The sequence below is a fragment of the Azoarcus sp. L1K30 genome (genome assembly GCF_018122735.1).
Classification (GTDB): Bacteria; Pseudomonadota; Gammaproteobacteria; order Burkholderiales; family Rhodocyclaceae; genus Parazoarcus.
Genome location: NZ_JAGRRD010000001.1, coordinates 4,329,016 through 4,343,331, shown reverse-complemented (window position 1 = coordinate 4,343,331; position 14,316 = coordinate 4,329,016). Strand labels below are relative to the sequence as shown.

Annotated in this window: 10 protein-coding genes; 8 read left to right on the top strand and 2 right to left on the bottom strand. The window is 61.8% G+C overall.

Annotation, left to right across the window (positions count from 1 at the left end; genetic code table 11):
* Positions 1-26: 26 nt before the first annotated feature.
* The 8 genes from ccsA (at position 27) to aspS (ending at position 9,242) form a co-directional block, all read left to right on the top strand.
* Positions 27-857: a cytochrome c biogenesis protein CcsA gene (gene ccsA, locus J5J83_RS20005; protein WP_212351687.1), complete on the top strand. Its 831-nt coding sequence runs from the start codon at positions 27-29 to the stop codon at positions 855-857.
* A 90-nt stretch (positions 858-947) separates the two neighbouring features.
* Positions 948-2,213 carry an HlyC/CorC family transporter gene (locus tag J5J83_RS20000; RefSeq protein WP_212351686.1) on the top strand — a complete coding sequence of 422 codons (1,266 nt, stop codon included), beginning with the start codon at positions 948-950 and terminating at the stop codon, positions 2,211-2,213.
* A gap of 128 nt (positions 2,214-2,341) precedes the next feature.
* Entirely contained in the window at positions 2,342-4,054 is a 1,713-nt protein-coding gene (gene pilB, locus J5J83_RS19995) for a type IV-A pilus assembly ATPase PilB (RefSeq protein ID WP_212351685.1), read from the top strand.
* 24 nt (positions 4,055-4,078) lie between these two features.
* On the top strand, positions 4,079-5,317 hold the full coding sequence (locus tag J5J83_RS19990; RefSeq protein WP_212351684.1) for a type II secretion system F family protein: 1,239 nt from the start codon (positions 4,079-4,081) through the stop codon (positions 5,315-5,317).
* A 50-nt stretch (positions 5,318-5,367) separates the two neighbouring features.
* Positions 5,368-6,219, top strand: coding sequence for an A24 family peptidase (locus J5J83_RS19985; protein WP_212351683.1), 852 nt, complete (start codon positions 5,368-5,370; stop codon positions 6,217-6,219).
* Positions 6,220-6,450: 231 nt separating this feature from the next.
* Entirely contained in the window at positions 6,451-6,732 is a 282-nt protein-coding gene (locus J5J83_RS19980) for a zinc ribbon domain-containing protein (protein WP_212351682.1), read from the top strand.
* Between the two features lie 24 nt (positions 6,733-6,756).
* Complete coding sequence (locus J5J83_RS19975; protein WP_212351681.1) at positions 6,757-7,383, top strand: DUF502 domain-containing protein; 627 nt, start codon at positions 6,757-6,759, stop codon at positions 7,381-7,383.
* Positions 7,384-7,442: 59 nt separating this feature from the next.
* On the top strand, positions 7,443-9,242 hold the full coding sequence (gene aspS / locus J5J83_RS19970) for an aspartate--tRNA ligase (RefSeq protein ID WP_212351680.1): 1,800 nt from the start codon (positions 7,443-7,445) through the stop codon (positions 9,240-9,242).
* A gap of 75 nt (positions 9,243-9,317) precedes the next feature.
* Here the strand turns inward: aspS and J5J83_RS19965 are convergent, their stop codons facing one another.
* Together J5J83_RS19965 and J5J83_RS19960 are read right to left on the bottom strand one after the other, a co-directional pair.
* Positions 9,318-10,367, bottom strand: a complete 1,050-nt coding sequence (locus J5J83_RS19965) for a Glu/Leu/Phe/Val dehydrogenase dimerization domain-containing protein (RefSeq protein ID WP_212351679.1) — start codon at positions 10,365-10,367, stop codon at positions 9,318-9,320.
* 152 nt (positions 10,368-10,519) lie between these two features.
* Complete coding sequence (locus J5J83_RS19960; protein WP_282959138.1) at positions 10,520-14,107, bottom strand: indolepyruvate ferredoxin oxidoreductase family protein; 3,588 nt, start codon at positions 14,105-14,107, stop codon at positions 10,520-10,522.
* Positions 14,108-14,316 lie beyond the last annotated feature (209 nt).

The following is a 14,316-nucleotide window of genomic DNA, read 5'->3' as shown; positions in this document are numbered from 1 at the left end:
TGACTTGGAGTAAACTGCGGGTCTGTATGCACCCAATTCTACTTCATCTCCTCCCTGCGACGCTTTATGCCGGCCTCGGTGCCTGGTTCTGGCGTACCTGCGTGCTCGTCGCCCCGAGCGCCCCCCGTCGACAGTGCATGTCCGGACGCGAACGTCTGCTGCTGCTGTTTGCGATCCTCATTCACGGCGCCGCACTGCATTCGGCCCTGTTCCCGGGAAACGAGATGCGCTTCGGCTTCGGCGTCGCATTGTCGCTGATGGTGTGGCTCGCCATCTGCTTCTACTGGGTGGAAACGCTCTATACCCGCCTCGACGGGCTCCATGCCGCCGTACTTCCGGCGGGTGTCGTCGCCAGCCTGCTGCCGATCGTCTTTCCGGGCGAACATGTGTTGACCAATGCGACTTCGCCGGCGTTTCGCGCGCATTTCATCATCGCCATGCTGGCCTACAGCCTGTTTACGCTCGCGGCACTGCACGCGATGCTGATGGCCATCGCCGAGCGGCAACTCCACAATGCCCGTTTTTCACGACTGCTGTCGGGCCTGCCGCCGCTGCTGACGATGGAAGCCCTGCTCTTCCGCCTCATCGGCATTGCCTTCGTGCTGCTGACGCTGACGCTCGTCACCGGCGTCGTTTTTTCCGAGAGCCTGTTTGGGAAGGCTTTTCGCCTCGATCACAAGACGGTCTTCGCGTTCGTGTCCTGGCTTCTCTTCGGCACTCTGCTGTTCGGACGCCACGCCTGGGGCTGGCGCGGCAAGCTCGCGCTGCGCTGGACCCTTGCGGGGTTCGTGGCCCTGATGCTGGCCTATGTCGGGAGCCGATTCGTCGTCGAAGTCCTGCTGCAACGGGTCGGCTGAACGGACGGCGCTTGCGACCGGCATGCATGCCGGTTGACATCGGCTCACCATGGCTTCGATACTCAAGCCCCGCATTCGATCGTCCACTACGTGTTAGATATCGGTATTACTGCGCAATTCGGCGCGTTGGCCTTCCTTCTCCTGGTTTCGGGCATGTTTTCAATGTCGGAGACCGTCATGATGGCGGCAAATCGATACCGCCTGCGCTCACTGGCCGCACAGGAACATCGCGGCGCAACGCTTGCGATCAACCTCCTGAATCAGACCGATCGCTTGCTGGGCGTCATCCTGCTGTTCAACAACCTGGTGAATACCGCGGCGGCGACACTGGTGAGCGTCATCACCATGGAGCTTTTCGGCGACGATCGCTGGGCGCTGGGCTTGGCCACCCTCGTGGTCACGTTCATGATCCTGGTATTCTCCGAGATCACCCCGAAGGTCATCGGCGCACACCACGCGGATCGTCTCGCCCTGATCGTGAGTTATCCGCTGAGCGCATTGTTGCGCGTGTTCTACTCGGTGATCTGGTTCATCAATCTGTTCTCGAGCGGTCTGCTCCATCTGCTGCGACTGCAGCCCCGTGCCGACAACGGCGCGGCCGCGCTTTCGGTCGAGGAGTTGCGGGCAATGGTGCTGGAGTCGGGCCAGTACATTCCCAAGACGCACCGCAACATCCTGATGAACCTGTTCGATCTCGAGAGCATCACCGTCGAGGATGTCATGACCCCCCGCGGCGCCATTGACGGCATCGACCTTTCGGCGCCGATCGAGGAATTGCGTGAGCGCATTGCCACCAGTTACCACACGCGTCTGCCCGTCCATGACGGCGACAGCGAGCAGGTGATCGGCGTACTCCATCTGCGTCGCCTGCTGGGCGAGGTGCTCGACGCGGAGCTGAACGTCGAACTGATCCGGGAGTTGATGAGCAAGCCTTACTTTGTTCCCGCCGACACCCCCCTTTACTCGCAGATCCAGTTTTTCCAGGAGAATCAGCAGCGCCTTGCGCTGGTCGTGGACGAATATGGCGAGATGCTCGGTCTGGTGACGCTTGAGGACATCATCGAAGAGCTGATCGGCAAGTTCACCACCAGCACTCCGGAGTCGGGCCGACGATTGCATTGGGGCGATGACGGCAGCGTGACCGTAGACGGCAGCACCAACCTGCGGGAAATCAATCGCCAACTGGGCCTCGAGCTTCCCACCGATGGCCCCAAGACGCTCAATGGGCTGCTGCTGGAATACTTGCAGGACATACCGGAAACCGGTCTGTCGGTCCGCATTGCAGGTACGCCCATCGAGGTCATTCAGACTCAGGACCGACGCGTGCGCACGGCTCGCCTGTTCCGCACGGCCTAGCCGGCGCGGCCGGACAGTCGAAAGATGCGCCCCGCGGGGCTTTACAAGCGATGGCCGGGCGTGCAACATCGAATGTCACATAATTACGAACGTCGACACCTGACGGGTCGGCGCCTCGAGAGCGGGAGATGGCAGCAAACCCACAAACCGCGTTGAGTGGTCTTGCGCGAGCATTGATACAGAACGGTCGGCTGACCGAAGCCGACGCGCTGGGCTGTTCCCCCAAGGCCAACGGCTCGACCAATGCCTTCCTGCTCGAGCTGACACAACGCGGGCTCATGACCCCGCGGGACATCGCCCGCTTTGCAGCCGAAACCTTCGGCTATCCGCTGCTCGACATCAGCGCGATCGACCGCGGCAGCCTGCCGCGCGACGCCATTGATCGAAAGCTGATGATCAAGCATCAGGTCGTCGCACTGGGAAAACGGCAGAACCGAATCACGCTTGCAGTCGCAGACCCGTCCAACATGCGGGTGCTGGACGAGATTCGCTTCCAGACCGGCCTGCAACTCGATCTGATCATCGTCGAGGTCGACAAGCTCGGAAAGCTCGCCGAGTCGCTGAGTGAAACGGCGCAGCAGACGCTGCAGGAGCTGACCGGCGAAGAGTTCGACATGGACCTCCTGCAACAGGACGGTCCCGCAGATCAAACGGCAGAAGACAGCTCCGAGGTCGACGACGCACCGGTCGTCAAGTTCATTCAGAAGATCCTCATCGACGCCATCAACGAAGGCGCATCCGATGTCCATTTTGAACCCTACGAGAAGTACTATCGCATCCGCGTGCGTACCGACGGCGTGTTGCGCGAGATTGCGCAGCCCCCGCTGGTGCTGAAGGAAAAGATTGCAGCGCGCATAAAGGTCATCTCGCGCCTGGACATCTCGGAAAAGCGCGTGCCGCAGGATGGCCGGATGAAGCTCGTGCTGTCGAAGAACAAGGCCATCGACTTCCGCGTTTCGTCCTTGCCCACACTGCATGGCGAGAAGATCGTGATGCGTATCCTCGACCCGAGTTCCGCCATGCTCGGGGTCGATGCGCTAGGATACGAACCGGAGCAGAAGAGAGCCTTGCTCGACGCGATCGAGCGCCCCTACGGCATGATCCTCGTCACCGGTCCGACCGGCTCGGGCAAGACCGTTTCGCTCTACACCTGCCTCAACCTGCTCAACAAGGCAGGCGTCAATATCTCGACGGCGGAGGATCCCGCTGAAATCAACCTGCCAGGTATCAATCAGGTTAACGTCAATGAGAAGGCGGGACTGACCTTCGCCGCCGCACTGCGCGCCTTCTTGCGCCAGGATCCGGATGTGATCATGGTGGGCGAAATTCGCGACCTCGAAACGGCCGAGATCTCGGTCAAGGCCGCACAGACCGGCCACCTGGTACTGTCGACACTGCACACCAACGATGCGCCGTCCACGCTGGAGCGTCTCAAGAACATGGGGGTGGCGCCCTTCAATATCGCGTCCTCGGTGATCATGATCACCGCGCAACGTCTGGCGCGGCGCCTGTGCACCTGCAAGAAGCCGGTCGACATCCCGGTCGAGGCCTTGCTGCAGGCAGGCTTTCACGAAGACGAACTCGACGGCAGCTGGCAGCCCTATGCCCCTGTCGGTTGCGAACGCTGCAAGGGCAGCGGCTACAAGGGACGTGTCGGCATTTACCAGGTCATGCCGGTGAGCGAGGAGATTGCGCATATCATCATGACCAATGGCAACTCGATGGATATTGCGGCGCAGGCCGAGCGCGAGGGCGTCAGCGATCTGCGCAGATCCGGGCTGCTGAAGGTGCGGCAGGGCGTGACCTCGCTGGAAGAAGTGCTGGCAAGCACCAACGAATAACAAGGATCACAGGGAAACCCACACATGGCGACTGCATCCCGAACAGCCAAACGCCGCGTCCCGGTCGGGCCGAAGGAAGATCTCTACAACTGGGAAGGAAAGGACAAGACCGGCAAGATCATCCGCGGTGAAATGCGCGCAACCGGGGAGGCATTCGTTCAGGCCACCCTGCGTCGCCAGGGCGTACTGACCACCAAGGTCAAGAAGCAGAAGATGTCACGTGGTCACAAGATCACCGACAAGGACGTGGCCCTCTTCACCCGGCAGCTTGCCACGATGATGAAATCCGGGGTGCCGCTGCTGCAGGCATTCGACATCGGCATCAAGGGTTCGGGCAATCCGAGCCTGGCACGCATGCTCAACGAAGTTCGCACCGACGTCGAAACCGGTTCGAGCCTGTCGCAAGCCTTCGGCAAACACCCGGTACATTTTGACAAGCTGTTCTGCAACCTCGTCGCCGCAGGCGAGCAGGCCGGTATTCTCGACAATCTGCTCGACCGGATCGCGACCTACAAGGAAAAGATCCTCGCGATCAAGAGCAAGATCAAGTCCGCGCTCTTCTATCCGATCGCAGTGGTCGTGGTTGCCGTCCTAGTGGTGACCGTGATCATGCTGTTCGTCGTGCCCGAGTTCAAGAAGGTATTCACGAGCTTTGGGGCCGAACTGCCGGGCCCGACATTGATCGTCATCGCGATGTCGGACTTCGTCGTCGAGTTCTGGTATCTGATGTTCGCCATCGCTATTGGGACAATTATAGGCATCTCATACCTTTACCGACGATCTTCGGCCATGCAGATCGCGGTTGACAGGGCCGTCCTCAAGCTTCCGGTCGTGGGCGACATCGTGCTCAAGGCCACCGTCGCACGCTGGGCGCGCACGCTATCGACGATGTTCGCCGCCGGCGTGCCGCTGGTCGAGGCGCTGGATTCGGTCGGCGGCGCTGCGGGCAACTACGTATATCTGACCGCCACCAGGGCGATTCAGAACGAGGTCAGCACCGGTACCAGCCTGACCGTGGCGATGCAGAACGCCAATGTGTTTCCGACCATGGTGGTGCAGATGGTGTCGATCGGCGAGGAATCGGGCCAGCTCGACAGCATGCTGTCCAAGGTTGCCGACTTCTTCGAGCAGGAGGTCGACGACGCCGTTGCCGGCTTGTCTACGCTGCTCGAGCCGATCATCATGGTCTTTCTCGGCGTTGTCATCGGCGGTCTGGTCATCGCCATGTACCTGCCGATCTTCAAACTCGGCTCCGTCGTCTGATCCAATCCGCGGTCCGGCTGGCGCCGGACCGCCTCCTTGCAAGCACATCCATGTCAGACCTGCTGCGCGACCCGCTCGCCCTCGTACCCCTCGTCACGCTGATCGGCCTGTTTGTCGGCAGTTTCCTCAATGTGGTCATCCACCGCCTGCCCAGAATGATGGAGCAGGAATGGCTGGCGCAGGCGGCCGAGTTGCGCGGCGAGCCCGTGCCCGAGGCGGAGCGCTTCAACCTGGCCGCACCGCGCTCACGCTGCCCCCATTGCGGGCACCTGATTTCAGCGCTGGAGAACATACCGGTCGTGAGCTACGTGATCCTTCGCGGTCGCTGCAGCCACTGCTCGGCACCGATCGGCCGTCGCTACCCGATAGTGGAGACGCTGAGCGCAGTGCTCTCGGGTTACGCGGCCTGGCATTTCGGTTACAGTGTCGCCACCGCCGGCGCACTGCTGTTCCTGTGGGCCATGATTGCGCTCACCTTCATCGACTTCGACACCCAGTTGCTGCCCGACGATATCACCCTTCTCCTGCTGTGGCTCGGGCTGGCTTTCAATATTGCGGGCACCTATACCGACCTGCAGAGCGCAGTGATTGGCGCCATGGCAGGCTATCTTGTCTTGTGGTCCATTTTCTGGCTATTCAAGCTGACGACGGGAAAGGAAGGCATGGGATACGGCGACTTCAAGCTGCTTGCCGCCATCGGAGCCTGGCTCGGCTGGCAGACACTGCCGCTGACCATTCTGCTCTCCTCCGTGGTCGGCGCCATCGTCGGCATCAGCCTGATCGCGTTTGCCCGTCACGGTCGCAACGTTCCCATTCCGTTCGGCCCCTATCTCGCGGCCGCGGGCGTCATTGCGCTGTTCTGGGGCGAATCGATCACGCGTCACTATCTGGGCACGATCTGAACGAACACCTCACGACAGTTACGCATGCACAGATGCATTCGTGTCTGGTGCATGCGGTGCAACCCGCGCGCCGGACATTGGACCATTTCGTGCTCTTCCCCCTTGCGCCAGCCCCCTTGAACTGGCGACGACATGCCCCCATTTGAGCCGATGTCCACAAAGCGTGGCGCTTTGCTTTTTCCTTATGCTGCGTTGCGTTAGACTTGCGCACTTGCCTTTCCGGAGCTTGTCATGCCTATTTACGAATATCGTTGTGAAAGCTGTGGATTCCAGAAGGAACATCTGCAGAAAATGAGCGATCCCGTGCTCGATACCTGCCCCTCCTGCGGGAAGACCAGCTACGTCAAGCAGCTTTCTGCGGCCGGATTCCAGCTCAAGGGCAACGGTTGGTATGCGACCGACTTCAAGGGAGGCGGCAAGACCACCTCTGCTGCGGCCACCGGCACCAACGCATCGTCCGATGCCGGCAGCGCGCCCGCGTGCGGCGGCAGTTGCGCCTGCCACCCTTCCTGAGGCCCCGCCACTGCGGACTTTCGTGTGAAAAAATACTTCATCACCGGCCTGTTGATCTGGATCCCGCTGACCATCACCTTCATGGTGCTGGCGTGGATCGTGAATACGCTGGATCAGATCCTGCTCTGGCTGCCGAGCGGATCCCAGCCCCGTGACGTCATCGGCTTCAATATTCCCGGCATCGGCGTGCTGGCGAGCCTGCTCATCGTTTTCGTGACGGGTCTGGTTGCCGCCAACGTGCTGGGACAGAAGGTCGTGCAGCTTTGGGAGGGCATCCTTGCACGCATCCCGGTGGTGAAGTCGATCTACTACAGCGTCAAGCAGGTTTCGGATACCCTTTTCTCCAGTAGCGGCCAGGCATTTCGCAAGGCTCTTCTGGTGCAGTACCCGCGGCAGGGTTCATGGACCATCGCCTTTCTCACCGGCAAGCCGGGCGGCGATGCTGCCAGGCACCTCGAGGGCGATTTCGTCAGTGTGTATGTTCCGACCACACCGAACCCTACCTCCGGCTTCTTCCTGATGATGCCCAGAGCGGATGTCATCGAACTCGAGATGAGTGTGGACGAGGCACTGAAATACATCATCTCGATGGGGGTCGTCGCCCCCCCGACACGCAAGCTGCCTGAAAGGTCGGCATTGCTCAACGAATGAACCATCACTGAATCCCGCAGCCCTGCCGGGCTGCGTCAGAATTGCCGGAAATCAAAGACATGCGTACTTCCTATTGCGGTCAGGTGACCGCCGCCAACCTTGACCAGATCGTGACCCTGTGCGGCTGGGTGCATCGTCGCCGCGACCACGGCGGAGTCATCTTCATCGACCTCCGTGACCGCGAAGGTCTGGTGCAGGTGGTGTGCGATCCGGATCGCGCCGAGACCTTCAATATCGCCGAATCCGTGCGCAACGAGTTCGTACTGAAGATGAGCGGCAAGGTGCGTCGCCGCCCGGCCGGCACCGAGAACAGCAACCTCACATCGGGCGAGATCGAGGTGCTTTGCCACGACATCGAAGTGCTGAACACCTCCGTCACGCCCCCGTTCCAGCTCGATGACGAAAACCTGTCCGAAACGGTGCGTCTGACCAGTCGCGTCATTGACCTGCGCCGTCCGCAGATGCAGAAGAACATGATGCTGCGCTACAAGGCTGCCATGTCCTTCCGCCGCTTCCTCGACAGCGCCGGCTTCATCGACATCGAAACCCCGATGCTGACCAAGAGCACGCCGGAAGGCGCGCGCGACTACCTGGTGCCGTCCCGTGTCCACCCGGGCCAGTTCTTCGCCCTGCCGCAGTCGCCGCAACTGTTCAAGCAGTTGCTGATGGTGGCCGGCTTCGACCGCTACTACCAGATCACCAAGTGCTTCCGCGACGAAGACCTGCGTGCCGACCGCCAGCCCGAATTCACCCAGGTCGATATCGAGACCTCGTTCCTGAACGAGGTCGAGATCACCGCCCTGATGGAAGAGATGATCCGCTTCGTGTTCAAGGAAACCCTTGCCGTCGAACTGCCTTCGCCCTTCCCGCGCATGACCTACGCCGAAGCCATGCGCCGCTTCGGTTCGGACAAGCCCGACCTGCGCGTCACCCTCGAGCTCACCGACGTCACCGATGCGGTACAGGACGTCGCTTTCAAGGTGTTCTCCGGCCCCGCCACATCCGGCGGCAGGGTCGCTGCGATGCGCGTCCCCGGTGGCGCCAGCCTGAGCCGCGGCGAGATCGACGAATACACCAAATTCGTCGGCATCTACGGTGCGCGCGGCCTTGCCTACATCAAGGTCAACGACGCTGCGCAGCCCAACGAGACCGGCCTGCAATCGCCCATCGTCAAGAACCTGCATGAAACCGCGCTGCGCACCATTCTCGAACGTACTGGCGCACAGTCCGGCGACCTGATCTTCTTCGGCGCGGACAAGACCAAGGTGGTCAACGATGCCCTCGGCGCCCTGCGCACCAAGCTCGGCCACGAGAAGGGTTTCGTCACTGGCGAGGCGTGGTGCCCGCTGTGGGTGGTCGACTTCCCAATGTTCGAGTACGACGATGAGAGCAAGCGTTGGACCGCCTGCCACCATCCCTTCACCAGCCCGAAGGACGAGCACCTCGACCTGCTCACCACCAACCCGGGCGAATGCCTCGCCAAGGCCTACGACCTTGCGCTCAACGGCTGGGAGATCGGCGGTGGCTCGGTGCGTATCCACCGCGCCGACGTCCAGGCCAAGGTCTTCGATGCGCTCAACATCGGTCCCGAAGAGCAGCAACTGAAATTCGGCTTCCTGCTCGACGCCCTCAAGTACGGCGCGCCGCCGCACGGAGGCCTGGCCTTCGGACTCGACCGTGTAGTGACCATGATGGCCGGCGCGGAATCGATTCGCGACGTCATCGCCTTCCCCAAGACCCAGCGTGCGCAGTGCCTGCTGACGGACGCGCCGGGCGACGTGGACGAAAAGCAACTGCGCGAACTTCACATCCGTCTGCGACAGAAAGTCGAGACTCAAGTCGAAGTCGGCAAGAGCTGATTCACTGACGCTCCACGAAAAATGCCGCGACCCAGTCGCGGCATTTTTCATTTCAGTACGACAACACAGCCCTTTTCAGCGCATGAAACGTTCCTCGGCGATGGCATCGGCCACCTCACCGGTCGGCCGCGCCTCCTTCTGCGCGCGTTCGAAAACTTCCATCAGGTTGTCGTAGATGCCTTCGACGTGGCCGACCAATGCAGCACGGTCGAAACCGATGCGTTCATGGTAGACGTCGATGATGCCGCCCGCGTTGATGACGTAGTCGGGCGCATAGAGGATGCCGCGCTTCATCAATTCGACCCCATGGCGCGCCTCGGCAAGCTGATTGTTCGACGCCCCCGCCACGATCGAGGCCTTGAGCTGCGGAACGGTCTGATCGTTCAGGATGGCGCCCAGTGCGCAGGGTGCAAAGACGTCGACGTCGAGCCCGAAGATCTCTTCCGGCGCCACCACGGTGGCGCCGAGGACCTTTGCGGCTTCGGCCAACGACTCGCGATGGATGTCGGTAATCCACAGCTTCGCCCCTGCTTCCTTCAGTTGCTGTGCCAGATCCAGGCCGACATGGCCCACACCTTGCACGGCCACTCGCAAACCATCGAGCGAGTCACGACCGAGCTTCGCCTTGACCGCCGCCTTGATGCCGACGAAGGTGCCGTAGGCCGTGGCCGGCGACGGATCGCCGCTGCGGGTACCGCCGTCAGTCGGCTTGTCGACGATGCCTGACACATGCGCGGTGAATTGCGCCATGTACTTCATGTCGTCCACGCTGGTACCCGAATCTTCGGCGGCAATGTAGCGACCGTTCAGGTTTTCCAGGGCGCGCGCGAACGCTGCAAGCAGGGCCGGCGTCTTCTCGGTGCGCGGGTTGCCGATGATCACCGACTTGCCGCCACCGAGCTTCAGGTTGGCCATTGCGGACTTGTAGGTCATGCCGCGCGACAGGCGCAGCACGTCACGGACCGCCTCTTCTTCGCTGGCATACGGCCACATCCGGCAGCCACCGAGTGCGGGCCCGAGATTCGAGTTGTGGACCGCGATGATCGCCTTCAGCCCGCTCTTGTCGTCGCTGCAGAACACGACCTGCTCGTGATCGGCAAAATCACTCAATGAAAATACAGCCATGGGAGTCTCCTTCCTTGTAGGGATGCTTGCATCACGACCCACGCCCTCACTTGTGGTGTGGGCGGAATCGTTCTGCACAGTGGTGGAAAATCGATTGGGCGCTGCCTGGAACACGGATGAACACGCCAGGCAGCCTCAGGTGGTAAACGCATTCAGCCAGCAATCACCGCAATCGTCTTGCGAGCCTTGCCGCCGACGGTTGCGGTGAGCGGTTGACGCGACCGAAACCCCGCCAGCAGCATGGCTTCGCGCTTCTTCGCCTGAGCCAGATAGCGTTCGCGAACGTGGCCGAAGCCGCGGATCTGCTCGGGCAATGCAGCGAGCTCGACCGCAGTTTCATGGTTGGCGAGCTCCAGCCCGCGCAGCACTTCGTCGATCAACTGTTCGTAGTCTGCAATCAGTTGGCGGTCGAGCTTGCGATCATGACTGCGCGCAAAGGGATCGAGCGCACTGCCGCGAAGATGACGGAACTTCACCAGCATCCGCATCGCCTTGAGCATCCACGGGCCATAGGACTTCTTCTGCAATTCGCCGCTCAGCGGATCCTTGTCGGCCAGCATCGGCGGCGCAAGATGGAAGACCAGCGAGTAGTCACCTTCGAACTGCTCCTCGACGCGCTTGAGGAAGTCGCTGTCGGTATACAGACGCGCGACTTCGTACTCGTCCTTGTAGGCCAGCAGCTTGTAGTAGCCGCGTGCGACGGCCTCGGTCAGCAGCGAAATCCCCGGCATCAGCTGCGATTCGGCCGCACGCACGCGATCGACGAGCCTGGTGTAGCGGGCAGCATAGGCGGCATTCTGGTAGTCCGTCAGCTGGATCTGACGGCGGGCGATCACCTCGTCGACCGTGGCCGACAGCGCATGATGCGCCGGCTTGCCATGCTGCGGTCTTGCCGCTTCACTCCCTGCGTTGAGGTCCACCGCGGCCCGACGTCCCCACTGGAATGCGGCCTTGTTAGCCGTCACCGCGGCGCCGTTGATCTCGATCGCACGCAGAATGGCGTCGTCGCTAAGCGGCACCAGGCCCTTTTGCCAGGCATAGCCGAGCATGAACAGATTGGTGGCGATCGCATCACCAAGGAGGCTGGTCGCCAACCGGGAGGCATCGATGAACTCGGCCGCCTCGACACCGACCGCCTCGACGATCTGCTGCTCCATTGATCCCGCCGGGAACTGAGGATCGGGAACCATTCCCACGTCGCCACTGCGGGCCTGTGCTGCAAAACCACGCACGAACTCGCTGGTCATGGACTGATCGCGATTGATCACGACCCGGGTGTGACCGTTGCGCATTTTCGCCAGCGACTCGTCACTCGCGGCCACGACAAGATCGCAGCCGATCACCGCATTGGCTTCGCCCGCCGCCACGCGAGCGGCAAAGAGCTGCTCCTGTCGATCGGCGATGCGCACATGCGACCATACCGCGCCGCCCTTTTGCGCCAGGCCGGCCATATCAAGCACCGAGATGCCCTTGCCTTCGAGGTGAGCGGCCATGCCCAGCAGCGCCGCGATCGTCACCACGCCCGTACCGCCGACACCCGTGACCAGAATGCCCCAGGGTGCGGCCGTCGAGGGCAGCTGTGGGCGCGGCAAGTCATCCGTACCTTGCGCTGCGCTGGCCTTGCCCTTGCGCAGCTTTCCGCCTTCGATGGTGACGAAGCTCGGACAGAAACCCTTGACGCAGGAGAAGTCCTTGTTGCAGGACGACTGGTCGATCGCGCGCTTGCGGCCGAACTCGGTCTCCACCGTGCCCACCGACATGCAGTTCGACTTGTCGCTGCAATCGCCGCAACCTTCGCATACCAGATCGTTGATCACGACCCGCTTTGCCGGGTCGGGAAAAGTGCCGCGCTTCCTGCGCCGACGCTTCTCGGCAGCGCAGGTCTGATCGTAGATCAAGGCGCTCACGCCCGGCACCGTGCGCAACTCGCGCTGCACCGCATCGAGCTCGTCGCGGTGGCGGATGGGAATGCCGTGCGGCAGGTCGGACGGGCCGTAGGCGCGACCGGTACCGTCATTAACGACAACGATATTGCTCACACCTTCCGCCTGGAGTTGGCGGGCAATGATCGGTACCGACAGTGTTCCGTCATGGGGCTGGCCACCGGTCATCGCCACCGCGTCGTTGTAGAGGATCTTGTAGGTGATGTTCACCCTTGCAGCCACGGCCGCGCGGATCGCCAGAATGCCCGAGTGCATGTAGGTGCCGTCGCCGAGATTGGCAAACACGTGCGGCGTGCTGGTAAAAGGCGCCTGCCCCACCCATGGCACGCCCTCGCCCCCCATCTGGCAGAAGGTCTGGGTGGACTCCGGCGACAGCCAGGTCGCCATGTAGTGGCAGCCGATCCCCGCCAGGGCGCGCGAGCCCTGCGGCACCTTGGTCGAAGTGTTGTGCGGACAACCCGAGCAGTAGTGCGGCACGCGCGCAATCGACTGGCGCGGGCGCGCAAGCGCCGCCTCCTTGGCATCGAAAAAGGCTAGGCGGGCCTTGATCCGGTCCGATGTATGAAAACGCGCAATGCGTGCGGCGATGACCCGCGCCACCATCGCCGGCGTCAGCTCGCCCGCAGCCGGCAGCAGCCACTCGCTGTGCGGCAGCGCCCATTCGCCCTTCTCGTCGAACTTGCCGATCACCCGTGGCCTGACATGTTCGTTCCAGTTGTAAAGCTCCTCCTTGAGCTGATACTCGAGGAACTGGCGCTTCTCCTCCACCACCAGGATCTCTTCCAGCCCATCGGCGAACTCGCGCACGCCCTCGGCTTCGAGCGGCCACACCATGCCGACCTTGTACACCCGCAGGCCGATCTCGGCAGCTACGGTGTCGTCGATGCCGAGATCATCCAGCGCCTGGCGCACGTCAAGGTAGCTCTTGCCGCTGGTGATGATGCCAAGTCGGGCATTGGGGCTGTCGATCACAGTGCGGTTGAGCCCGTTTGCGCGACAGTAGGCCAGTGCGGCATACAGCTTGTGATGGAGCAGGCGCTTCTCCTGCACCAGCGGTGGATCGGGCCAGCGCAGATTGAGGCCGTCTTCCGGCAGCGGAAAATCGGACGGGATCACCGTCTGCACCTTGAACGGATCCACATCGACCGATGCCGAGGTTTCCACCGTATCCGTAAGCGCCTTGAATGCAACCCAGCACCCCGAGTAGCGCGACAAGGCGAAACCGTGCAGGCCGTACTCGAGATATTCCTGAATCCCGGCCGGCGCCAGCACCGGCATCATCAGCGCCTTGAACACATGCTCGGTCTGATGCGGCAGCGTGGACGATTTGGCGGCGTGGTCGTCCCCCGCAATCACCAGCACGCCACCATGCTTCGAGCTGCCAGCCGCGTTGGCATGACGGAACACATCACCGGTACGGTCCACACCGGGTCCCTTACCGTACCAGATGGAAAACACGCCGTCGTAACGCGCATTGGGGTCGAGCGTAACCTGCTGCGTCCCCCACACCGCGGTCGCGGCCAGATCCTCGTTGAGCCCGGCCTGAAAGCGGATGTGCATCGGCTCGAGATACTTCTTCGCCTTCCAGAACTCCTGATCGACATTACCAAGTGGAGAGCCGCGGTAGCCGGAGACGAAGCCGGCGGTATTGAGCCCGGCAGCCTCGTCGCGCATGCGCTGCATCATCGGCAATCTGACCAGCGCCTGAATGCCCGTCATCCAGGCACGGCCTTCCTTCAGGGTATATTTGTCGTCAAGCGAAACCGCGGGCAGTGTTGTCATGAGCATCGTGTGCATCGGGCACGAGACCGGCGCGCATGTGCTCGTGGCACCGCGGTCGACCTGTCAGCCCTGTCTCCTTGTTGGTGGCGTTGTTCGTCAATGCGCCGTATTTATTGACGCAACCCCATGCTAAGGAAGCCGGAGAGGAAAAATTGTCCTGATTTCCCGTCTGCGACCACCTTATAAGAAAAATTTTTTCTTTCATCAGTCGTTACTATCCTGAC